Source organism: Brevibacterium sp. CCUG 69071 (assembly GCF_021023135.1).
GTDB lineage: Bacteria > Actinomycetota > Actinomycetes > Actinomycetales > Brevibacteriaceae > Brevibacterium.
In genome coordinates, this window is the sequence record NZ_PGFV01000001.1 from 484,711 (window position 1) to 506,496 (window position 21,786).

20 protein-coding genes and 2 tRNA genes are annotated in these 21,786 nt (G+C 65.7%); 15 read left to right on the plus strand and 7 right to left on the minus strand.

Features of this window, described 5'->3' with window-relative positions:
* Window positions 1–80 precede the first annotated feature (80 nt).
* The 3 genes from CV023_RS02215 to ettA all read left to right on the plus strand — a co-directional run bounded on the left by CV023_RS02215 (window position 81) and on the right by ettA (window position 3,362).
* Window positions 81–731: a single-stranded DNA-binding protein gene (locus tag CV023_RS02215; RefSeq protein ID WP_230743837.1), complete on the plus strand. Its 651-nt coding sequence runs from the start codon at window positions 81–83 to the stop codon at window positions 729–731.
* Window positions 732–794: 63 nt separating this feature from the next.
* Complete coding sequence (locus CV023_RS02220) at window positions 795–1,502, plus strand: DUF6993 domain-containing protein (protein WP_230743838.1); 708 nt, start codon at window positions 795–797, stop codon at window positions 1,500–1,502.
* A 177-nt stretch (window positions 1,503–1,679) separates the two neighbouring features.
* On the plus strand, window positions 1,680–3,362 hold the full coding sequence (gene ettA, locus CV023_RS02225) for an energy-dependent translational throttle protein EttA (protein WP_230743839.1): 1,683 nt from the start codon (window positions 1,680–1,682) through the stop codon (window positions 3,360–3,362).
* 104 nt (window positions 3,363–3,466) lie between these two features.
* Here ettA and CV023_RS02230 read toward each other — a convergent pair whose 3' ends face one another.
* Window positions 3,467–3,697: a hypothetical protein gene (locus CV023_RS02230; RefSeq protein WP_230743840.1), complete on the minus strand. Its 231-nt coding sequence runs from the start codon at window positions 3,695–3,697 to the stop codon at window positions 3,467–3,469.
* Window positions 3,694–4,602, minus strand: coding sequence for an acyl-CoA thioesterase (locus CV023_RS02235; protein WP_230743841.1), 909 nt, complete (start codon window positions 4,600–4,602; stop codon window positions 3,694–3,696). The genes CV023_RS02230 and CV023_RS02235 overlap by 4 nt, the downstream gene beginning before the upstream one ends.
* A gap of 111 nt (window positions 4,603–4,713) precedes the next feature.
* Here CV023_RS02235 and CV023_RS02240 point away from each other — a divergent pair, with 111 nt between their 5' ends.
* Window positions 4,714–5,256, plus strand: a complete 543-nt coding sequence (locus CV023_RS02240) for an acyl-CoA thioesterase (RefSeq protein WP_230743842.1) — start codon at window positions 4,714–4,716, stop codon at window positions 5,254–5,256.
* Entirely contained in the window at window positions 5,253–5,909 is a 657-nt protein-coding gene (locus CV023_RS02245) for a hypothetical protein (RefSeq protein ID WP_230743843.1), read from the plus strand. The genes CV023_RS02240 and CV023_RS02245 overlap by 4 nt, the downstream gene beginning before the upstream one ends.
* Window positions 5,910–5,981: 72 nt before the next feature.
* Here the strand turns inward: CV023_RS02245 and CV023_RS02250 are convergent, their stop codons facing one another.
* The 3 genes from CV023_RS02250 to pepN are packed head-to-tail and all read right to left on the minus strand — an operon-like array spanning window position 5,982 to window position 10,238.
* On the minus strand, window positions 5,982–6,383 hold the full coding sequence (locus CV023_RS02250; RefSeq protein WP_230743844.1) for a globin: 402 nt from the start codon (window positions 6,381–6,383) through the stop codon (window positions 5,982–5,984).
* Between the two features lie 3 nt (window positions 6,384–6,386).
* On the minus strand, window positions 6,387–7,556 hold the full coding sequence (locus CV023_RS02255) for a mechanosensitive ion channel family protein (protein ID WP_230743845.1): 1,170 nt from the start codon (window positions 7,554–7,556) through the stop codon (window positions 6,387–6,389).
* Between the two features lie 12 nt (window positions 7,557–7,568).
* Window positions 7,569–10,238 (minus strand): aminopeptidase N, encoded by a 2,670-nt coding sequence (gene pepN / locus CV023_RS02260; protein WP_230743846.1) that lies wholly within the window; start codon window positions 10,236–10,238, stop codon window positions 7,569–7,571.
* Between the two features lie 189 nt (window positions 10,239–10,427).
* Here pepN and CV023_RS02265 point away from each other — a divergent pair, with 189 nt between their 5' ends.
* From CV023_RS02265 to CV023_RS02275, 3 genes are all read left to right on the plus strand, one after another.
* Window positions 10,428–11,033, plus strand: coding sequence for a mycothiol-dependent nitroreductase Rv2466c family protein (locus CV023_RS02265; protein ID WP_284934653.1), 606 nt, complete (start codon window positions 10,428–10,430; stop codon window positions 11,031–11,033).
* An 84-nt stretch (window positions 11,034–11,117) separates the two neighbouring features.
* The gene (locus tag CV023_RS02270) at window positions 11,118–11,591 is read left to right on the plus strand and encodes a ribose-5-phosphate isomerase (protein WP_230743847.1); all 474 of its coding nucleotides are present in this window, start codon (window positions 11,118–11,120) and stop codon (window positions 11,589–11,591) included.
* Between the two features lie 49 nt (window positions 11,592–11,640).
* Window positions 11,641–12,753: an alcohol dehydrogenase catalytic domain-containing protein gene (locus CV023_RS02275; protein ID WP_230743848.1), complete on the plus strand. Its 1,113-nt coding sequence runs from the start codon at window positions 11,641–11,643 to the stop codon at window positions 12,751–12,753.
* 353 nt (window positions 12,754–13,106) lie between these two features.
* On the opposite strand, the gene CV023_RS02280 is transcribed toward CV023_RS02275, so the two are convergent.
* Window positions 13,107–13,183: transfer RNA gene (locus tag CV023_RS02280), tRNA-Pro, on the minus strand.
* A gap of 192 nt (window positions 13,184–13,375) precedes the next feature.
* Between CV023_RS02280 and CV023_RS02285 the strand changes: the two genes are divergently transcribed.
* The 7 genes from CV023_RS02285 (at window position 13,376) to CV023_RS02315 (ending at window position 20,915) form a co-directional block, all read left to right on the plus strand.
* A tRNA-Gly gene (locus CV023_RS02285) sits at window positions 13,376–13,449 on the plus strand.
* A 139-nt stretch (window positions 13,450–13,588) separates the two neighbouring features.
* Entirely contained in the window at window positions 13,589–14,983 is a 1,395-nt protein-coding gene (locus tag CV023_RS02290; RefSeq protein WP_230743849.1) for a hypothetical protein, read from the plus strand.
* A 163-nt stretch (window positions 14,984–15,146) separates the two neighbouring features.
* The gene (tig, locus tag CV023_RS02295; protein ID WP_230743850.1) at window positions 15,147–16,532 is read left to right on the plus strand and encodes a trigger factor; all 1,386 of its coding nucleotides are present in this window, start codon (window positions 15,147–15,149) and stop codon (window positions 16,530–16,532) included.
* Between the two features lie 324 nt (window positions 16,533–16,856).
* A complete protein-coding gene (locus tag CV023_RS02300; protein WP_230744376.1) occupies window positions 16,857–17,453 on the plus strand; it encodes an ATP-dependent Clp protease proteolytic subunit in 597 nt (198 codons plus the stop codon).
* A 26-nt stretch (window positions 17,454–17,479) separates the two neighbouring features.
* Window positions 17,480–18,124 carry an ATP-dependent Clp protease proteolytic subunit gene (locus tag CV023_RS02305; RefSeq protein ID WP_230743851.1) on the plus strand — a complete coding sequence of 215 codons (645 nt, stop codon included), beginning with the start codon at window positions 17,480–17,482 and terminating at the stop codon, window positions 18,122–18,124.
* A 198-nt stretch (window positions 18,125–18,322) separates the two neighbouring features.
* Entirely contained in the window at window positions 18,323–19,609 is a 1,287-nt protein-coding gene (gene clpX / locus CV023_RS02310; RefSeq protein ID WP_230743852.1) for an ATP-dependent Clp protease ATP-binding subunit ClpX, read from the plus strand.
* A 13-nt stretch (window positions 19,610–19,622) separates the two neighbouring features.
* A complete protein-coding gene (locus tag CV023_RS02315) occupies window positions 19,623–20,915 on the plus strand; it encodes an MFS transporter (RefSeq protein ID WP_230743853.1) in 1,293 nt (430 codons plus the stop codon).
* 75 nt (window positions 20,916–20,990) lie between these two features.
* Here the strand turns inward: CV023_RS02315 and CV023_RS02320 are convergent, their stop codons facing one another.
* Window positions 20,991–21,683 (minus strand): AIM24 family protein, encoded by a 693-nt coding sequence (locus CV023_RS02320; protein ID WP_230743854.1) that lies wholly within the window; start codon window positions 21,681–21,683, stop codon window positions 20,991–20,993.
* Window positions 21,684–21,786: the final 103 nt, after the last annotated feature.

Below are 21,786 nucleotides of genomic sequence, written 5' to 3' on the forward strand. Positions count from 1 at the left end.
GCGAATCCGCGGCGGGGCCCAATGGAGGTCAGCGTGCCGGACAATCCGGTCGCGATGTCGACGCACTCAAGGGAGCCGCCATGACCACCATTCCCATCACCCTCACCGGGACCATCGCGATGGATCCGGAGAGCAGGACTCTGCCGACCGGACGCGCCTGCGCCTCATTCCGCATGGCCGTCAATCATTGGCGGGTCGACAAAGACACGGGGGAGTTCGTCAGCGACGACACCTCGTGGTTCGGAGTCGACTGCTACGGGCCTCTGGCGAGCAATGTCGCGATGTCGCTCAAACGCGGCATGGCCGTCGTCGTGCAAGGCGCACTGAAGAACCGCGAGTGGGAGACCGCCGAGAAGAAGGGGGTCTCGCCGACCGTCGTCGCCGACCACATCGGCCCCGACCTGCGCTACGGCACGGCCAACTATCAGCGGGCGAAGGGCTCCGCCCGTGACGCGGGCGCCGAGGACTCCGGCGGGCGTTCGAGCGAGACGACCGGCACCGACGGCTGGGGCAACATCGAGGGCACCGCACTCCAGGCCCCGACGATGTCCGATGGCGGCTTCGGCGAGGAGCAGCCGGGGGATTCCGATGGTGAGCCCGTGGAGGCCCTCGGTGACCAGGCAGCCGACGGTGACGGGGGAGTCCGGGCGGACTCGATGCGCAGCGGAGATGACTCCTCAGAGGGCGATGTCATCGCGCGTGAGACCGCGGCGGCCGCCGCGCCGTTCTGAGCGCAGGGGAGGATGATCGGTTACAGTGAGACTGTCAATCATCCCCTCCCGCCGAGGTAGTCGATGCGTCTCGTTCCTGCGCTGGGTGTCTGCGCCCTGACCCTGGCTCTGTCCGGCTGTTCGCTTCTGGGCTTCGGCGGCGATGACACCGAGCCTGCACCGGCCAAGACCCAGGCCAAGCCTGTGGCCGAGGTCGACAAGGTGATCAAGGCCCTGGATCCGCTGACAGGGGACAAGGATTCGGTCCCCTCGACGAAGAAGTTCTTCACCACCATGCTCGACGCCGGGTACGAGGCCGATCAGCTCGAAGCCACGATCGACGAATCGCCGCTGGGCAATGATGTGCCCTCGAAGATGTTCGGCGTGAAGACCGAGAAGGGCTGTGTCGTCGGAGAGATCCGCAGCGGCAAGGCCACCGCCGAGCTGATGCCCCCGACGGAGTCGACCGGCTCGTGCCTGTTCGGCGAGGTGGAGCGTCCCGAAGGCGCGAAGGCGCCCAAGGGGGAGAAGCGCGACGAGGACGGCGATTCGAACGGCGCCGGCCACCTGCCCGGTGAGGACATCAACGGCAAGGACGGCGGCACCGAGAGTCCCGCCGCGTCCGAGGGCTCCGCCTCCGGTGAGGAGTCCTCCTCGACGGGAGGAAGCTCGGAAGGCGAAGGATCGTCATCTTCGAGTTCGTCCGCCGAAGGATCATCGGAGGGCTCCTCGGAAGGCGGATCGTCCGAGTCGGATTCCTCCGGAGAGGCACCGTCCCTCGGGGGCGGGTGACCGTCAAGCCCCGTCCGCGGCGGGTTCCGGATCCGGCCGTGCCGGACCGTGCCGGCAGCCGGGTTCCCGGCCGCGCCGGACCGATGTAAGGACCGGTCGAGGACCGGGTCAGAGGCGGTACATTCGGAGAGTGTCAATTCGCGCTGGAGTGCGCGGTAGCGATAGCCTGAAGACACTATGGCCGAATTCATTTATACGATGCACAAGGCGCGCAAGGCGCACGGTGACAAAGTCATTCTCGACGACGTGTCGATGTCCTTCTACCCCGGGGCCAAGATCGGCATGGTCGGCCCCAACGGCGCCGGCAAGTCAACCATTCTCAAGATCATGGCCGGCCTCGAGCAGCCCTCGAACGGCGAGGCCCGACTCAGCCCCGGATACTCCGTGGGCATCCTCCTGCAGGAACCCCCGCTCAATGAGGACAAGACCGTGCTCGGCAACGTCGAGGAAGGCGTCGGAGAGATCAAGGCGAAGCTCGACCGCTTCAACGCGATCTCCGAAGAGATGTCCGACCCCGACGCCGATTTCGACGCACTCATGGAGGAGATGGGCAAGCTCCAGGAAGCGATCGATGCCGCGGACGCCTGGGACCTCGACTCCCAGCTCGAACAGGCGATGGACGCCCTGCGCTGCCCGCCGCCGGATGCCGAAGTCTCGGTCCTCTCCGGTGGTGAGCGCCGCCGCGTGGCACTGTGCAAGCTGCTCCTCGAGAAGCCTGACCTGCTGCTCCTCGACGAGCCGACCAACCACCTCGACGCGGAGTCCGTGCTCTGGCTCGAGCAGCACCTGAAGTCCTACCCCGGCGCCGTCATCGCCATCACCCACGACCGGTACTTCCTCGACCATGTCGCCGAATGGATCGCCGAGATCGACCGCGGGCACCTCTACCCCTATGAGGGCAACTACTCGACCTACCTCGAGAAGAAGCGCGAACGACTCCAGGTCCAGGGCAAGAAGGACGCCAAGCTCGCCAAACGTCTCAAAGACGAACTCGAATGGGTGCGGTCGAACCCGAAGGCCAAGCAGACGAAGTCGAAGGCCCGCCTGGCCCGCTACGAGGAGATGGCCGCCGAGGCCGAGAAGACGAGGAAGCTCGACTTCGAGGAGATTCAGATTCCGGCCGGACCGCGCCTGGGCGACATCGTCATCGAAGCCGACAACCTCGAGAAGGGCTTCGACGGGCGACTGCTCATCGACGGCCTGAGCTTCTCGCTTCCGCGCAACGGCATCGTCGGCGTCATCGGACCCAACGGCGTCGGCAAGTCCACCCTGTTCAAGACCATCGTCGGACTCGAAGAGCTCGACGGCGGTGACCTCAAGATCGGCGACACGGTCAAGATCTCCTACGTCGACCAGTCCCGCGGGGGAATCGACCCCGACAAGTCTCTGTGGGAGGTCGTCTCCGACGGCCTCGACTTCATCCAGGTCGGTGCCGTCGAGATGCCCTCGCGCGCCTACGTCTCGGCCTTCGGATTCAAGGGACCCGATCAGCAGAAGAAGGCGGGAGTGCTCTCCGGCGGTGAGCGCAACCGGCTCAACCTCGCCCTGACGCTCAAGCAGGGCGGAAACCTGCTGCTGCTCGATGAGCCGACCAACGACCTCGACGTCGAAACCCTCGGTTCGCTCGAGAACGCGCTGCTCGAGTTCCCGGGCTGCGCTGTCGTCGTCTCGCACGATCGCTGGTTCCTCGACCGCGTGGCCACGCACATCCTGGCCTGGGAGGGCACAGCGGAGAACGAAGCCGACTGGTACTGGTTCGAAGGCAACTTCGAAGCCTATGAGAAGAACAAGGTCGAACGTCTCGGTGAGGACGCCGCCCGTCCGCACCGCGTGACCCACCGTCGCCTCACCCGCGACTGAGTCCCGAGCGTCGCTGCGACCCAGTCGCAGTGCTCGTCTCTGAGGCCACACACTGGTGCCCCGGTCATTCGTGACCGGGGCACCAGTGCATTGCGCGGGCGAATTTAGGAGAAGAGCTGCCCCAGCAGCAGAATGCCCTTGAACAGCAGCCGGACGAGGTAGGTGCCGGCGACACCGACGACGATCGCGATCAGCGCGATGGGTCCGATCTCCATCTCCGTGTTCTCCCGCATCCACACGAGCGCGAGGATGGTGATGACGACGAAGAGCGCGACATTGACCAGACGACTGAGGATCGTCCCGAGGACCTCCATCATGGAAGTGTTCTCACTCATCGGGTCTCCTTGACTCGCACCATGCCCTCTTGGGCGACGGTGGCGAGCAGTGAGCCGTCCTGAGAGAAGATGCGTCCGTAGCCCAGCCCGCGACCGCCCTGCGCGGCAGGCGACTCCTGGACGTAGAGCATCCATTCGTCGACCCTGACGCGGCGATGCCACCACATGGCGTGATCGAGGCTGGCCACGCGCAGCCCGGGAGTCTTCCACGTCAGACCCTGACGTCGCAGCACGGGTTCGAGGAGATTGAAGTCACTGGCGTAGGCGAGTGCTGCGGCATTGAGCACGGGATCGTCGCCGAAGGCCGAACCGGTGCGGAACCAGGCGTGCTGTTCGCTGCGTTCGGTGTCCTTGACGCCGGCACGATGCAGCGAAGCTTCGACGGGGCGGACCTCGAAGGGGCGTTTGGCCAGCCACTCGGTCGCCTGCGGCGAATCGTCGCCGGCGAGGATGTCCTGCAGCTCCGGGCAGTCGAGGGGATCCGGCAGCCCGGTGGGCATCGCCTCGGAGTGCTCGAGGCCCTCCTGCTCATCCTGGAAGGAGGCGATCAGGGAGAGGATCGGGGCGTTCTTCTGATAGGCGTGGACCCGTCGGGCCGAGAAGGACCTGCCGTCACGCAGACGTTCGACACCGAATTCGATCGGCTCGGAAACGTCACCGGCGCGCAGGAAATAGCCGTGCAGAGAATGGATCAGCCGCCCCTCCGGCATCGTCGCCGCGGCCGCGACGACACACTGCGCGAGGACCTGACCACCGTAGACTCGTCCGTCGGGCTTGTACTGACTGCCGCCGACGAAGAAGTCGCTCTCCCGCGAGGCAGAGGTGAAATTGAGAGGTTCGAGGTCGAGGAGCTTGCGCAGCTCGGCCACATTCGCCTCGGCTGCGGTGGATTCGGCATCGGTCATTCGGTTCTCCCAAGCTCCTGCACGGACATTGCGCCGGCACGGTCGTTCTCGCGTCGTCCACGATCCTATCGCGAGCGACACCAACGGGCCGAAGATGGCATGATGGGGACCATGCACCTAGGCACCACCGATCCCCATCTGGGCGAATATACGCGGGTACTGTTGGAACTGAGATGGGGTGACATGGATGCCTATGGGCACGTCAACAACGTCACCCAGCTGCGCCTCCTCGAAGAGGCCCGTGTCAGGGCGCTCGGATCTCCGACCCACAGCTCCGATGCTCCGACGACCCCCGGTGAGTTCGGCGTCGCCGAGTCCGTGACCGGCATCGAGATTCCGCAGGTCTTCGCCGCCGCGTCTGCGACCACCGAACTGCTGGTGGCCTCGCACCAGATCGAGTACCGGAAGCCGATTCCCTATCGTTCCGGTCCCATCGCCGTCGACCTCGTCATCAGCGAGGTCAAGCCCGCCTCGATCACGGTCGGCTACGTCATCTGCGAGCCCGACGGCTCGGTCGCCTACTCCCTGGCAGAGACGGTGGTCGTCTTCATCGACGTCAGCAGCTCCAGGCCGCGCCGCCTGAGCGAGGGGGAGACGCTCGCCCTCGAATCGGTCCTGCGTCCGGGTGTCCCGCTGCGGAGCAAGCGGCGATGACGGCGCTGGAGGTCGCCGACCCGCTGGCGATGAAGGACCTGGCCGCATTCACCTCGATGGCCCACCGGCTCGACGCCGACGGAGCGATGCGCCTGCACGTGTCCTCGACCGTTCTCGTCGTCACCGTGGCACCGCTGTACCCGCACGGCATCGGAGATTCGACCCCGCTGGTGCTGGCGATGCGGATGCTGCGTCTGCGCGGACCGGAGATGGACGGATTCGACGAGGTGGTGCCGCTGTCGAACCTCATGGATCGGTTCGCCCGGGAGGAGAACGGCACCACCCTGCCGGTTCCACCGAATCCGGTGCTCGTGTCGTGGAGCGGGATCGCTCCGCCGAAGAGCCGCTGGCTGTCCGTGGACTCGATTCCGGTGCATCAGCTCCGCTCCGCCGCCGAGGCTGGGGTCGAGGAGATCAGCGCGGGCAGTCCCGAAGGGGCGGGGTCGCAGGCGGTCAGGTCCCTGCGCGCACGAGTGTGGTCGCGGCCGATGGAGGCCGCCGGCGGCACGAAGCTTCCGGCCGGCATGGCCTTCGCCGCCGAGGGGCTGAGATTTCTGCCGGGGGACTCCACCGACCTCGAGGTGATGGAGTCGACCGGATGGCTGCGGCTGGTCAGCCCGGGCGGCCACCTGCTCACCCGCACCCGCGTCTGACACGGCGTCATTCGTCTCACGTGCGGACGCGTGCGGGTGGGGGTAGGGCGCCGACGTCCCAGTCGGCCCGCCTCAGCGGACGTTGGGGTTCGTGTTGACCATTGCCGTGGCGGCTCTCTGGAAATAGTCCCAGAAGACCTCGTCGTAGAGCGGAGGCAGCCCGACATCGTCGAGAGCGGCGCGCATGCAGCGCAGCCACCGGTCGCGTGCGTCGAAGTCGACAGGGAACGGGAAGTGCCGCATCCGCAGGCGGGGGTGGCCGCGCTCGGCCTGATATGTGCCGGGGCCGCCGAAGTACTGTTCGAGGAACATCTGCAGCCGGTGCTTCGCACCCTCGAGGCTGTGTCCCTCGGGGTACATGGCGATGAGCACCTCGTCCCGGTCCACGTGCTCATAGAAGACATCGACGAGCCGCGTGAAGGTCGGATGTCCGCCGACGGCTTCGAAGATGGTCTCATTCGACGTCTGCTTCACTTCTCAGTCGTCCTTGTCCGCGGAGTCGAGTCCGGATTCGTCTGCACTGGTCCGGATCTCGTCATCGCTGGGCAGTGGTGAGGGGGAGTCCTCGGCACGGTGCTTCTGCGCGGGAATCCGCGTGGCTGCGGTGGTGCGTGCCGCGGCCGTGGGCGCAGCGTCGGTGCTCCGCGGCTCATCGGCGGATCGGCGCTGACCTGTCGTGGTCTGCCCGGGCGCGGACTCGGCCTGCGGCATGGTCTTGAGCACGGTCTCCTGGAGCACCGGGAAGTGGATGCCGCGCCGATCGAATTCGTCCATCAGCTCGGCACGGAAGGCACGTTCGACCTTCCACTGCAGATTCGGGCGGGTCTTGATCATGGTCCGAATCACCCGGTATTCGGCAGACAGGGACTGGATGCCGGCGATCTCCGGAGGCTCGAGCATCGCAGGGGCGACGTCCGGATCCCGGGTGAGCGCGGCCGTGACCTTCGCGGTGATGTCCCGATAGTCATCCATCGAGGTGGTGTAGTCGACGGGAATCTCGAGCACTGCGCGGGCCCAGCCCTGGGACAGGTTTCCGACCCGGAGGATCTCGCCGTTGCGCACATGCCACAGTGTGCCGGTGAGGTCACGCACCTGAGTCTTGCGCAGACCGACGTCCTCGACCTCACCGACGGCTTCGCCCAGATCGACGGTGTCACCGATGCCGTACTGATCCTCGATGACCATGAAGAAGCCCGACAGATAGTCGCGCACGAGTTCCTGGGCACCGAAGGCGACGGCCACACCGACGATGCCGGCCGAAGCGAGAATCGGTGCGATGTTGAAGTTGAGGTTGTCGAGGATCATCAGCGCGGCGATGGCGCTGATGACGATCGTCGTCACCGAGGACAGCATCCGACCCACGGTCTTCGCGCGTTGGGCACGACGCTCGCGGATGACCTCGGGCTCCGTGCCCGCCCGCTGGGCCTGGACGGCAGTGCCGGAGAACTTGTTCGCCGCCTGGCTCGTGCTGCCGACGGTGCCCTTGGCCACGGCCGCCGAGAAGCGGCGGATGAAGAGCCGGACGATCATATTCAGCGCCACGGCGGCGACGATGATGACCAGGATCTTCAGGGGAGCATCAAGGAGGAAGTCCCAGTCGATCTCGGGTGCTGATATGAGGTCAGAGTTCAGTGCTTCCAAAGTCATGATGTCTGAAGACTAACGTCCCAATTTCAATGATCGCTTGGAAGTGCTGGACACTCGCTGAACTTCGAGCGCTCGCTGCGCATCGGCGAGATTCTCCCGCATCAGGCGCAGCAGGCCCTTCGGCGCCGCCGGATGCTCGGCCAACCAATCCTGCGCCGAGGCGACCGTGGCCGAACTCACCGGCGGGAACAGCCGCAGAGTCATCGTCTGCGCCATCTCCAGGGTCCGGGTCTCCCACCAGCCGGAGACGCGCTGGAAGTACTCCTGGGCGAAGGGGCGCAGCGGTGCCTGAGCCTCGATGGGTCCACCGGTCTCGGTCTCCAAGCCCGTGGCGAAGCCCGTGGCCAGGGCCGCGAGTTCGGAGTTGGGAAGTTCGGCATCGTCCATCATTCGGGTGAAGGCGAGCGATTTGGCCGCCGAGGTGGGGCGTGCGGACCGTGCGGTTGCCGCCTGGCGGAGGCCGGTGGCGCTGGGGTCGCGCTCGGCCATTGCGGCAATGGCAGAGTCGTCGACGGCGTCGTGTCCGGCCAGGGCGATGAGGATCTCCCATCGGAGGTCGGTGTCGACGGTGATGCCGTGGACCGTCGTCGTGGACTCCTCCGACCAGGATCGCAGCGTGGCCAACTGCTCGGCATCGGTGGCGTGCTTGATGAACCCGCGGACGAGCTGGAAGGCCTGGTCCGTGCCCTCAGGCACGGTCGTGAGCAGTTCGGCGAACCGTGCGGCCACGTCGGTGTGGGTGCGGGTGCGGGCCTCGGGCGGCAGATAGGAGCCGACGGCCGTCTCGAGCTGGCGCAGCTGGGTGAGCAGCCCGGAGGAGTGGGTGATCCCGCCGATATGGGCGAGCACCGTGTCGATGTAGTCCTGCACCGGACGTTCACCGTCGCGGACGGCATCCCAGAGGGTGCTGAGGACGAGCAGCTGGGTGAGCGAATCGTCGAAGTCGCTCAGCCGTCTGGCTGCCGTGTCCATGCTCTCAGGATCGAAGCGGACCTTCGCGTAGCTGAGGTCGGCATCGTTGACGATGACGACATCGGGTTTCGGCAGTCCGCGGGCGTCGGCGACGACCGTGGCATCGGAATCGATGTCGAGCGGGAAGGTGTGCTTGCGCACGAGCCGACCGGACCCGTCATCGGAATAGAACCCGATGGCCAGTCGGTGCGGACGCAGGGAGGGCGCGGGCTGACCGTCGAGGACCCAGGGCTTCTGCGTGACGCGCAGCTCGGCGACCACCTTGGCGGTTGTGCCGGTGCTCTCGTTCGGCTCCTCAGTTGTGAGTTCGGCCTCGATGAGGTTCACCCCGGACTCCTCGAGCCACAGCTTCGACCAGCTGGCCAGGTCCCGACCGCTCGTGGCTTCGAGTTCGTCGAGCAGATCGCTCAGTTCGGTGTTCGACCACGCGTGTTTGTCGAAGTACTGCTTGAGTCCGGCGAAGAACTCCACGCGGCCGACCCAGGCGACGAGCTGTTTGAGAACAGAGGCGCCCTTGGCGTAGGTGATTCCGTCGAAATTGACCTCGACATCGGCGAGGTCCTCGATGGAGGCGACGATCGGATGGGTGCTCGGCAGCTGATCCTGCCGGTAGGCCCAGGACTTCTCGACCGTGGCGAACGTCGTCCATGCCTCGGTGTACTTCGTCGCCTCGGCGGTGGCGAGGGTGGACATGAACTCGGCGAAGGACTCGTTGAGCCACAGGTCGTTCCACCACCGCATGGTCACGAGGTCGCCGAACCACATGTGAGCGAGCTCGTGGAGGACCGTGACGGTCCGGCGTTCGACCAGAGCCTCGGTGGGGCGGGAGCGGAAGACGTAGTTCTCGAGGATCGTCACCGCCCCGGCGTTCTCCATCGCCCCGGCGTTGAACTCGGGGACGAAGAGCTGATCGTACTTCTCGAACGGGTAGGCCACACCGAACTCGCGTTCGTAGAACTCGAAGCCGGCGCGGGTGATGGCGAACAGGTTCTCGGCGTCGAGGTGCTCGAACAGGGAGGCCCGGCAGTAGAGGCCCAGCGGCACCGGCGAACCGTCGGACGAGGTCAGCTCCGAGTGCACGCCCTGATAAGGACCGGCGATGATCGCGGTGATGTAGGACGAGATCGGCGTGGTCGGGGCGAACTGCCAGACGGCCGTGCCCGGGATCGGAGGCTCGCCGAGGTCGACGAAGACCTCCTCGGGGTCGCTCGGATTCGGAGTCGGGGAGTTCGACACCACGGTCCACGAGGCCGGAGCGACGACGGTGAAGGAGAACGGGGCCTTGAGATCGGGCTGTTCGAAGACCGGGAAGACCCTGCGGGCGTCGGGGACCTCGAACTGGGAGTAGAGGTAGATCTCATCATCGATGGGGTCGACGAAGCGGTGCAGTCCCTCACCGGTATTCATGTACGAGAAGTGCGCATCGATGATGAGCTCATTCTCTGCGGCAAGGCCGGGCAGGGTGATGCGGGAGGGGGCGACCACCTCGGCGGGTTCGATGTCGAGTCCGTTGAGTCGGATGCGCTCGACGCTCGCGGTGATGGCATCGATGAACGTCGTCGACTCGGGCACAGCGGTGAAGCGGATTCGCGAGCGGACCCGGAAACTCTCACCCTCTCCCGTGAGGATCAGCGTGTTCTCGTAGCTCTGCACATCGACCAGGGACGACCGTCGGCGTGCTTCGTCGCGGGTGAGGTTGTATTGGGGCACTGTGGGGTGACCTCCGCTTCGGAACCGGGTGTACTCGGCCATTGTTTCATGAACGTGCAGGGAACTTGTCGGGTCCTTCGTCTCATCGTCGAACGGGCACGTTTCCCGCACGGACATGCCTTGGTAGATTGGCCTCGGACAGCGCGGGCGGTTCGCCATCACCCGCACCCCGTCAACAGAGGAGTCAGATTGAGCAAGGAAACACTTGACCTGTGGTTCGACACGGCCTGCCCCTGGGCCTGGATGACCTCCCGTTGGGGGCTCGAGGTCGCCAAGGTGCGCGACATCGAGGTGAAGTTCCACCCCATGAGCCTCAATTTCCTCAACCGTGACCGGGACATCCCCGAGGACTACCGTGCGCTGATGAACCGGGCGTTGGCCCCGATGCGTGTGGTCACGGCCGCCATCGCCGAGCACGGCGAGGAAGTCGCCGAACCGCTGTACACGGCGATCGGCACCCGCATCCACCCGGGTGGGGAGCAGGACTTCGAGAAGGCCGTCTCCGAGGCCCTCGCCGAGGTGGGGCTGCCCGCCGAGCTGCAGAAGTACGGCGAGACCGAGGACTACGATGCGGCTCTGCAGGCCTCCCACGACGAAGGTCTGGCACTCGTCGGCGACGATGTCGGAACCCCGATCTGCCGGGTTGCCGGGACCGCCTTCTTCGGTCCGGTCGTCACCCCGGCTCCGAAGGGCGAGGACGCAGGACGCCTGTTCGATGGTGTCCTCGCGGTCGCCTCGACGCCGGGCTTCTTCGAGCTCAAGCGCACGCGCGACCAGGGACCGGTCTTCGACTGACCGCTCCGGCCCACCGGCCGCATCGCGGCCGACCCACCGCTCCACGACAGATCCGTCTCACGGATCGCTGAAAGGCACCCACACATGAAGGTTCATCTCGGAACCGACCACGCCGGCTTCGCATTCAAAGAGGTCCTCAAGGCTCACCTCGGGGAAGCCGGGCACGAGGTCGTCGACCACGGCGCCCTCGAATACGACGCCCTCGACGACTACCCGGCGTTCTGCATCGCGGCCGCTCAGGGCGTTATCGATGACCAGGCGGCAGGCGTCGAGGCGCTCGGCGTCGTCATCGGCGGATCCGGCAACGGCGAGCAGATGGCGGCGAACAAGGTCAGGGGCATCAGGACGGCCCTGGCCTGGAACCCGGAGATCGCCAAGCTCGCACGCGAGCACAACAACGCCCAGGTGGTGGCCGTCGGTGCTCGGCAGCACTCCGAGTCCGAGGCCGTCGACATCGTCGATGCCTTCCTGGCCGAGCCCTTCTCCGGAGACGATCGCCATCAGCGGCGCATCGCCATCATGGCCGACTACGAGGTCAAGGGCCAGGACGCGCTGTGACCTCGCGTGACCACCGCGGCAGGGAGACTGCGCACGGGGGAGTGCGCTCGTGAGGATACGGGGCGCCGTGCTGCGGGAGATGGAACGGCCGCGTCCCTTCGCGGACTCGCAGCCGATGACCGTCGAGGAGCTCGAACTCGATGCGCCGGGTCCCGGCGAGGTGCTCATCCGGATGAGTGCCGCCGGGGTCTGCCATTCCGATCTCTCCGTCGTCGACGGCAACCGCCCCCGCCCGCTGCCGATGCTGCTCGGGCACGAAGGAGCGGGCACCGTCGAGCAGCTCGGCGAGGGCGTCGACGATCTCGAGATCGGTCAGCAGGTGGTCACGGTGTTCCTGCCTCGGTGCGGGGAGTGCGCGAACTGCCGCACCGACGGCAAGCTGCCGTGCACTCCGGGCAGTGCCACAAATGGTGCCGGGACTCTGCCCTTCGACGGTCACCGGGTGCGGCTCCACGATGACACCGGCGCCGAGGTGCTCCACCACCTCGGCGCGTCCGTGTTCGCCACCCATGCCGTGGTCAACCGGGCGTCTGTGGTGCCGGTGGCCGATGACGTTCCGGCACCGATCGCCGCCGTGCTCGGCTGCGCCGTGCTCACCGGCGGGGGAGCGGTGCTCAACGCCGGTGCTCCGGGACCAGAGGACGAGGTGATGATCGTCGGTCTCGGTGGTGTCGGCACCGCCGCACTGATCACTGCGCTCTCGATCGAGACCGCCGGTGTGATCGGTGTCGACGCGAATCCCGAGAAGCTCGTTCGGGCCAAGGAACTCGGCGCCGTCGAGGTCTACACCCCCGAGCAGCTCGGTGACCGGAAGGCGCCGATCGTGATCGAATGCGTCGGTCACGCGCGCGCCTTCGAGACTGCGTTCTCGGCGACTGCGGTCGGCGGGACGACTGTGACGGTCGGACTTCCGGCTCCGGACGCGGTCTCGCAGATCACCCCGGTGACGCTGACGGCTGAGGCGCGGACCGTGGTCGGCTCCTACCTGGGCTCGGCAGTGCCGAGCCGGGACATTCCCGTCTACGCGGATCTGTGGCGTCAGGGAAAGCTGCCCGTCAAAGAGCTGATCTCTGACACCATCGGACTCGAGGACCTCAATTCCGCCTTCGACGCGCTCTCCGAAGGGCGCGTGGTGCGTCAGATCATCGACTTCTCCCGCTGAGTCCCGCCCGGCGGCGGACCGGTCGACCGGAGTGCTGTTCCGGGAGGTTGTTCCTGAGACCTGTTTCGGAAGGTCGGCTGAGTGAGCCGCGGGGGATTTCGCCGGACTTCGCTGACTTCGCCGGTGTCGGTGCACTTCGCCGGTGTCGGTCCACAGTTCCGTTGAAAACAACGTCTCGCGCGACGATGTTTTCAACGGAACTGTGGACCGAGCGGAACGGAACTGTGGACCGAGCGGATGTGGCGGCCCGGAGGTGGTCGTTGTCACCCGTGCGGGCAGAAACGAAGAATGTCCCACGCCGTCGAGTGAACGATGACGTGAGACATTCCCGCGAGCGGGTGGTACCCCCTCGTTGGTCGGGATGACAGGATTTGAACCTGCGACCCTCTGTTCCCAAAACAGATGCGCTACCAAGCTGCGCCACATCCCGCGACCAGGACTATCTAACCATAGGCCGCGGCCCGGGCGCACCTTGTGGACGCATCCCGGCGCCGATGGGATGCAGCTCACACATATGTCGGTTCGACTGCGGCTCGGGCCGCATCTGCGGGTTGTGGCACAGCTCACGAAGTGCCGATTTGGCCGACGGCGAGATCGTCGACTATAGTCGATCAAGCAACACGGGGATGTAGCTCAATGGTAGAGCCTCAGTCTTCCAAACTGATGGTGCGGGTTCGATTCCCGTCATCCCCTCCACGATGTCGCCGCTGGTCACAGCGGCGACATTTTTCATTCCCGCGATGGTCCGCCGGACGTGAGGCCGGACCTGGAGGTGGGACCGAGCCTCTGGGGTAGGATTCCGCTCAACCCCGATCCGCCTGACGCAAAGATCCCGATGCCTCCCGAACCTCGACCACGGCCGCCCCGCCGAGCGCTCTCCCGCCGCAGGGTGATCGCCGGTGCGCTGTCGGGCGCGGGTCTGCTCGGCGCAGGATTCGCCGCCTCCCGAGGCACCGAACTGCTCCGATCCGTCGGTCGCGATGACCCGAGCAGATCGGTCACCGTGGCGTACACCTCCGCGACGGGGCGCACGGGCATCGACGCCGAAGCGGCCGCACGCCTCCCGGCCGGGTCCCGAGTCATGCCCGAACTCTCAGGCACCGGTCCGGACCGGAGGCAGCAGGAATTCCTCGATCGCAGTCGGCCGTGGCTGGAGTCGCTGCCGACGCATCGACGTGAGTTGGCCACCTCGGCGCTGCTCGATCTCTGGGTCCTCTCGGATTCCCTCCCCGGCACCGTGGCCAGCTGGACGGGGCCGTGGCGGTGCATCTGGCCTCGCGACACCGCATTCTCCGCGATCGCGCTGGCCCGGGTCGGCGCGATCGACCTGGCTTGGAGTCATCTTCTCCACCTGCAGTCGCTGCAGGACGCCGAAGGGTCGTTCGCCGCGCGCTACCTGCCGGAGACCGGAGGGGTCCCAGATGATCGAGCCGCGCAGTCCGACGCGATAGGACTCCTGCTCTGGGCCGTCGCCGAGGTGGCGGACTCGGCCGCACGAAACGGCCGTCCCGTGAACCACGGGGACATGGCGCCTATGCTCCGCCGGTCGAGCTCCCGTCTGATCTCGCACACCTCCCACGGCACCCGACTTCCCCCGGTGTCCCCGGACTACTGGGAGGTCGCCGAATCGAGGGTGACCCTCGGGATCGCCGGGCCCACCCTGATCGGCCTCCAATCGCTGCTCGAGCTGGCGGAGTCCTCTCCGCAGATCTTCGCGGGCAGCGCCGGGGGAGTCGCCGGTCTCGAGGAGGCGGCCGCCGGCTTCCGTGCGACCTTTGCGCGGACCTTCACCGCGAACGGATTGCAGCGCTATCCCAGTTCGGGCGGACTCGATTCCGCTCTCTCCTATCTCCCGGCGGCCGGCCTCGTAGCGGGTCGCCGGGCGCACGGCCAAGGTGCCAGCGCCGATCTCGCTCTGGGCATCGCCGATCTTGATCGGGCCAGGCGGCTCCTCGGGCAGCCTGCGGGCGGCATCCGACCCGGCCACGGCTGGATCCTCGATCGTTCGAGCTGGACGCCGTCGACCTCACTCATGGCACTGGGCTACGCCCGCCTCGGCGCCACCGAGACCGCCGAGGAGATGCTCGACTGGCTGAGCGCGCATCGCACGGGCCCGGGGTCCCTGCCGGAGAAGGTGAGTGAGGACGGCGTCCCGGTCTCCGTCGCTCCGCTGTCCTGGACGGCCTCGAACGTCGTCATCTGCCTCGACGAGCTCTACGGCGGCACCTGAGCGGTTTCGTGTTTTGCCCGGTGTTTCGCGTAATATGGGTGACTGCGTCTTGCGGACGTACGCGAACATGTCGCGGACTTTCGCTCCCCTTCGGTCACGAGCTGACCGTCCAGGTCGCCGAATGACCGAATTTGCATGACTGTCGAACTTGAAAGGTCCCACTGTGAATAGCTCCGTCGAGCAACTCGACCCCACGCGGGTCAAGATCAGCGTGGAAGTCCCATACGCCGAACTCAAACCGAGCGTCGACGAGGCATATAAGACGATCGGTGCTCAGGTCACCGTTCCCGGCTTCCGCAAGGGGAAGGTGCCCACGCGCATCATCGACCAGCGCATCGGCCGTCCTGCAGTGATCCAGGAAGCCATCAACAACGGCCTCGACGGCTTCTACCGCGATGCCGTCGAAGCCAACGATCTCAAGCCCATGGGGCAGCCCGAGGTCGAGATCTCCGAGGTTCCCGGACTCGACGGAACCGAAGACGGCGACCTCACCTTCACCGTCGAGGTCGACGTGCGCCCCGAGATCGAACTGCCCGCCTTCGATTCGATCTCCGTCGAGGTCGATCCCATCGAAGTCACCGATGCCGACGTCGATGCCGAACTCGAGCAGCTGCGCACCCGCTTCGGAACCCTGACCTCGGTCGATCGCCCCGCGGCGACCGACGACTTCGTCACCCTCGACCTGGTTGCGACCATCGACGGCGAAGAGATCGACACCGCCTCCGACATCTCCTACCAGGTCGGCGCCGGAACCATGCTCGAAGGCATGGACGAGGCTCTCGACGGACTCTCCGCAGGAGAGACCACGACCTTCGAGACCACCTTCGCCGGCGGCGAGCACGCAGGTGAGACCGGCAACGTCTCGATCACGCTCTCGGCGGTCAAAGAACGCGAACTGCCCGAGGCCGACGATGACTTCGCTCAGCTGGCCAGCGAGTTCGACACCATCGCCGAACTCCGCGATGACCTGCGCGAGCAGGCCGCGAAGCAGAAGGAGACCGACCAGGGCGTCCAGGCCCGCGACAAGGTCCTCGAGCACCTCATCGAGACCCTCGAGGTTCCCGTGCCGGCCAAGGTCGTCAGCGAAGAGGTCGAACGTCACCTCGAGTCGGAGAACCGCCTCGACGACGATGAGCACCGCACCGAGGTCACCGAGGAGACCGAGCGCAACCTGCGCACGCAGTTCATCCTCGATGCCATCGCCGAGGCCGAGCAGGTCGAAGTCAGCCAGCCCGAACTCATCGAGTACCTGATCTCCGCCTCGCAGCAGTACGGAATGAACCCGAACGAGTTCGCCCAGATGCTCGACAGCTCCGGTCAGGTCAACGCCCTGGTCGGTGAGGTCTCGCGCCGCAAGGCTCTGGCAGCGGCGCTTGCCGGCGCCACGGTCAAGGACACCGCGGGCAACGTCGTCGACATGGAGGCCTTCACCTCGCCCGCCGAGGACGAGGCCGATGACGCCGAGGCAGTCGCCGCCGAGTCCGCTGAGACGGACTCCGCTGCGGACGCCGCCGAGGCGACCGCGCCGGACGGCGACGAAGAGAACTGAGGGACGACCGCCTCGGCGGACCCCGAATCTGACGGTGGGCACGGAGATCTCCGTGCCCACCGTCATTTTCTGTCTGCGGGAACCTGCCCGGTAACGACCTACCCGGTGCGAACCTGGCCACCGTGTCCGCGCGTGCCCGGGTCGCACATGTCCTGGCGGCCCGTGGAATTCCCGTGTGAGGTCCTGCCAGCTGGACGGATTCGCCCTCCGATCACGCTGATGGCGAACATGGGGGCCGCGCCGGACTAAAACCGTGGGGCGAGCAGTTAGAGTCCATATCAAGCCATCAACAGACAACAGGAGTGAAACGTGAGCGCACACGACATGACCTCTCCCGTCGGCCTTGACGCCGGTGGGGGAATGGGTCTGGACGACCATATCTTCAATCGTCTGCTCAAAGAACGCATCATCTGGCTCGGCTCAGAAGTGCGCGACGACAACGCCAACGCCATCTGCGCCCAGATGATGCTGCTGGCCGCCGAGGATCCCGATTCGGACATCTCGCTCTACATCAACTCTCCGGGCGGCTCGGTCACCGCCGGCATGGCGATCTACGACACCATGCAGTACATCAAGCCCGACGTGTCCACCGTGGCCATGGGCATGGCGGCATCGATGGGGCAGTTCCTGCTCTCCTCCGGTGCCCCCGGCAAGCGCTATGCGACCCCGCACGCCCGCATCCTCATGCACCAGCCTCTCGGCGGAATCGGCGGCACCGCCACCGACATCAAGATCCAGGCCGAGCTGATCCTCAACATGAAGAAGCAGATGGCCGAGCTGACCGCTCAGCAGACCGGAAAGTCGCTCGAGCAGATCCTCAAGGACAACGACCGCGACCACTGGTTCACCGCTGAGCAGGCCCTCGAGTACGGCTTCATCGACAAGATGATCACCCGTGCCTCGGACGTCGAGAACAACTGAGCGGGAGTGAAGGAAGAATGAATTCAATGAACTTTATGCCAGGCTCCACCGCCGGAAACATGCCGCAGTCCCGCTACGTCATGCCGCAGTTCGAAGAGCGGACCCCGTACGGCTTCAAGCGCCAGGATCCCTACACGAAGCTCTTCGACGATCGTGTGATCTTCCTCGGAGCGCAGGTCGACGACACCTCCGCTGACGATGTCATGGCCCAGCTGCTCGTCCTGGAATCGCAGGACCCGGACCGCGACATCACGCTCTACATCAACTCGCCCGGTGGTTCGTTCACCGCGATGACCGCGATCTACGACACGATGCAGTACATCAAGCCGGAGATCCAGACCGTCTGCCTCGGACAGGCCGCCTCGGCCGCGGCCGTGCTGCTGTCTGCCGGCAGCCCCGGCAAGCGTCTGGCTCTGCCGAATGCCCGCGTGCTCATCCACCAGCCCGCCATGGAGGGCCAGGGACAGGGTCAGGCCTCGGACATCGAGATCCAGGCCGCCGAGGTGCTGCGCATGCGCGAGTGGCTCGAGGGCACCTTGTCGAAGCACTCGAACAAGACCCCCGAACAGGTCTCGAACGACATCGAGCGCGATCTCTTCCTCACCGCCGAGCAGGCCAAGGACTACGGTCTCGTCGACCAGGTCCTGTCCTCACGCAAGGAAGCCAACTGATCATCCCTCGATGATCTCCGCACCAGCGTTTCGGGCCCGGACGGTGCCAAGCCGTCCGGACCCGAAACGCTGTCGGGGATACGACACACCGAATGACGTCGCTGGAGGCTCGTGTCAGCGACGTATGGGAAGCTATTGAGGTACAGGAAACACGAGCGGTAGAGTTGGGGCCAAGCGCCCTGGCGAAAGGTTGTGACAGTGGCTCGCAGTGCGGACGGAGCAGACCTGCTCAAATGCAACTTCTGTGGCAAATCACAGAAGCAGGTTCGGAAACTCATCGCCGGACCCGGGGTGTACATCTGCGATGAATGCATCGGTCTGTGCAACGAGATCATCGAAGAGGAGCTCAGCGAGACGAGCCCGGATCACGCCGAACTCGAACTGCCGAAGCCGCGTGAGATCTTCGACTTCCTCCAGGAATACGTCGTCGGGCAGGAGCCCGCGAAGAAGGCGCTCTCGGTCGCCGTGTACAACCACTACAAGCGCATCCGCTCACTGCAGAGCAGCGAGGACACGAAGACGCTGGGCGTCGAAGACTCCGAGGTCGAGATCGCGAAGTCGAACATCCTTCTCGTCGGACCGACAGGGTCCGGCAAGACCTATTTGGCCCAGTCGCTGGCGAAGCGGCTCAACGTTCCCTTCGCTGTCGCCGACGCCACCGCGCTGACGGAAGCCGGCTATGTCGGCGAAGATGTCGAGAACATCCTCCTCAAACTCATCCAGGCCGCCGACTTCGATATCCAGCGCGCCGAACACGGCATCATCTACATCGACGAGATCGACAAGATCGCCCGCAAGTCCGAGAACCCCTCGATCACTCGCGACGTCTCCGGTGAGGGCGTTCAGCAGGCGCTGCTGAAGATCCTCGAGGGCACGCAGGCCTCGGTTCCCCCGCAGGGCGGTCGCAAGCATCCCCACCAGGACTTCCTGCAGATCGACACCACGAATGTGCTGTTCATCGTCGCCGGCGCCTTCGCCGGGATGGAGGAGATCGTCGCCGGACGCAAGGGCAAGCACGGCATCGGCTTCGGTGCCCTGCTGCAGTCGAAGAACGACGAAGAGGATCTCTACGCGGACATCCTGCCTGAGGATCTGCTCAAGTTCGGTCTGATCCCCGAGTTCATCGGGCGTCTGCCCGTACTCGCCACGGTCTCGACCCTCGACCGGGCCGCCCTCATGTCGATCCTCACCGAACCGAAGAATGCGCTGGTCAAGCAGTACCAGCGGATGTTCGAGTTCGACAACGTCTCACTGACCTTCGAGACCGAGGCGCTCGAGGCCATCTCCGATCTCGCGCTACTGCGCGGCACCGGAGCTCGCGGTCTGCGCTCGATCATGGAAGAAGTGCTCCAGCCGGTGATGTTCGATGTGCCGTCGCGTGAGGACATCGCCGAGGTGGTCGTGACCAAGGACGTCGTCGACAGCAATGTCGCCCCGACCCTCGTTCCCCGCACCCAGTCCCGGACGAACAAGAAATCAGCTTGAGCCCTCACCGTAGATGAGGCTCTTCGCCGACACCCGTCCGCTCCGCTACGCCGACTTCCGGCGGCTGTGGCTGGCCAACATCGTCACCGTCATCGGCGCGCAGATGACGGTTGTGGCGATCCCGGCGCAGATCTTCCACATCACCGGGTCCTCCGGCTACGTCGGCCTGGCCGGGGCGTTCGGTCTCGTGCCGCTCATCGTCTTCGGACTCTGGGGCGGGTCGCTGGCCGATGTCATCAACCGACGCACTCTCCTCATCATCTCCACTCTCGGACTCATCGTGACGAGTGCGCTCCTCGCGCTCATCGCTGTCCTCGGCGTCGAGAACGTGTGGCTGCTGCTGAGCGTCTTCGCCATGCAGCAGGCCTTCTTCGGTCTCAACCAGCCGGCCAGGGGCGCTCTTCTGCCCACCATCGTTCCCTTGGCCCTGCTGCCGGCGGCGAACTCGCTGAACATGACCGTGGCCACCCTCGGCGCTGTCATCGGCCCTGTCATCGGCGGAGCCCTCATTCCGGTGTTCGGATACCAGCTGCTCTATGTCATCGACGCCGTGTTCCTGGCGGCCACGCTCTACGCGGTGCTCCGGCTGCCCCCGCTGATTCCGCAGAAACAGTCACACACCCGTTCCGGGATCAAGGGAGTCATCGACGGCTTCCGCTACTTGGGAACGAACACCGTGGTCATGGTCTCGCTGCTCGTCGACGTCATCGCTATGGTCTTCGGAATGCCCCGGGCTCTGTTTCCGCAGATCGCCGTCGAGACCTTCGACGGTCCGCCCGCAGGCGGCATCGTCTTCTCCCTGCTCTTCGCGGCACTGGCCGGGGGCAGTGCCCTGGCGGGCATCTTCTCCGGGTGGGTCTCGAAGGTCCAGCGTCAGGGGCTGGCTGTCATCGTCGCCATCATCGTGTGGGGAGCGGCGATGACGCTGTTCGGCATCTCCCTCGAATTCGCGAGGGGATTCTGGCTCGCCGCCCTCATCATAGCGCTGTTCGGTTTGGCGCTGGGCGGGGGAGCGGACATCATCTCCTCCGCATTCCGATCGACGATGCTGCAGGAGGCGGCCACCGACGATATGCGGGGTCGGATGCAGGGGGTCTTCATCGTCGTCGTCGCCGGAGGCCCGCGGCTGGCTGACATCCTCCACGGCTCCGTCGCCGAACTCACCGGCACCACTGCAGCCTCGGCGGGAGGCGGCATCGCCGTGATCGTCCTCGTGCTCGTCTGCGCCGTGGTGTTCCCCGCATTCCGGAAGTACCGCGTCGAACGCGGCGAGGGACCCGAGCAGACAGTGGCCCTCGAGAACTGACGGGAGCGCCCGGTCACCTCAGCGTGTGCAGGTGACTGGGCGCTCCGGCGTCGTTTCGGAGAGCTTGTGGCTCGCTCAGCCCTGGGCGGCCGAGTAGACGGCGTTCTCAGCGGGCTGGACCACGACGAAGCCCGGGCCGTGGAATGCCAGCTGCACCGACTCGCCGGATCCGCGACCGAAGAAGGTGCCGACGCTGACATCGGTCTTGATCTGCGGCGCCAGTGCCGATGACCAGCAGACCGCTGCCTGCGGGTCGACGAAGGTCGGCTGCTGTGAGCAGTCGAGGACCATCGGCGCTCCCTTGCAGCAGATCGCGGCGGTTCCCTGGCCGGCGAGTTCGAGGTTGAACAGGCCCGAACCGCTGACCATCGCCCCGACACCGCCCTTGATGCGCCTGATCTCCCAGTTCAGGGCATCGTCGAAGGCGAGCAGGTTCGCGGTGTTGACAGTCAGCGCGTCCTGCGGGCCCTCAAGGGCCATCATGAAGATGTTCGAGGCCTCCCGGGCGAAGAACACCTCACCGTGGCCTTCGACGCGCATGACGTTGCCGCCCTCACCGGTGGCCGCCTTCTTCATGAACTGGCCCATCGACTTCGAACCCTGGTGGGCGAATTTCACGTCACCCTGGTAGGCGACCATTGCGCCCTTCGTGGCGATCATCGGAGCGTTGGGGGTGATGACCGTGCGCAGCATCTTGTCCGACTGCAGTGTCCAGCGTTCCTGATTCTGGACTTCGGCGTTGCGCTTCGAAAAGAGTTCGCTTCTCATGGTTCAAAAGCCTTTCATGCGAGAAGAAGTCCTGTACTTCTTCGGCTGTCGAGACAATCGTAAGCGCTCGATGGGCGGGACGGCCCTGATTTGGTGTGTTCAT

Bases quoted from the DNA above. Each gene is read 5' to 3' on its own strand.
- CV023_RS02215 (WP_230743837.1), top strand. From the start codon at position 81: ATGACCACCATTCCCATCACCCTCACCGGGACCATCGCGATGGATCCG.
- CV023_RS02220 (WP_230743838.1), top strand. From the start codon at position 795: ATGCGTCTCGTTCCTGCGCTGGGTGTCTGCGCCCTGACCCTGGCTCTG.
- ettA (WP_230743839.1), top strand. From the start codon at position 1,680: ATGGCCGAATTCATTTATACGATGCACAAGGCGCGCAAGGCGCACGGT.
- CV023_RS02230 (WP_230743840.1), bottom strand. From the start codon at position 3,697: ATGAGTGAGAACACTTCCATGATGGAGGTCCTCGGGACGATCCTCAGT.
- CV023_RS02235 (WP_230743841.1), bottom strand. From the start codon at position 4,602: ATGACCGATGCCGAATCCACCGCAGCCGAGGCGAATGTGGCCGAGCTG.
- CV023_RS02240 (WP_230743842.1), top strand. From the start codon at position 4,714: ATGCACCTAGGCACCACCGATCCCCATCTGGGCGAATATACGCGGGTA.
- CV023_RS02245 (WP_230743843.1), top strand. From the start codon at position 5,253: ATGACGGCGCTGGAGGTCGCCGACCCGCTGGCGATGAAGGACCTGGCC.
- CV023_RS02255 (WP_230743845.1), bottom strand. From the start codon at position 7,556: ATGACTTTGGAAGCACTGAACTCTGACCTCATATCAGCACCCGAGATC.
- CV023_RS02270 (WP_230743847.1), top strand. From the start codon at position 11,118: ATGAAGGTTCATCTCGGAACCGACCACGCCGGCTTCGCATTCAAAGAG.
- CV023_RS02290 (WP_230743849.1), top strand. From the start codon at position 13,589: ATGCCTCCCGAACCTCGACCACGGCCGCCCCGCCGAGCGCTCTCCCGC.
- CV023_RS02300 (WP_230744376.1), top strand. From the start codon at position 16,857: ATGACCTCTCCCGTCGGCCTTGACGCCGGTGGGGGAATGGGTCTGGAC.
- CV023_RS02305 (WP_230743851.1), top strand. From the start codon at position 17,480: ATGAACTTTATGCCAGGCTCCACCGCCGGAAACATGCCGCAGTCCCGC.
- CV023_RS02315 (WP_230743853.1), top strand. From the start codon at position 19,623: ATGAGGCTCTTCGCCGACACCCGTCCGCTCCGCTACGCCGACTTCCGG.
- CV023_RS02320 (WP_230743854.1), bottom strand. From the start codon at position 21,683: ATGAGAAGCGAACTCTTTTCGAAGCGCAACGCCGAAGTCCAGAATCAG.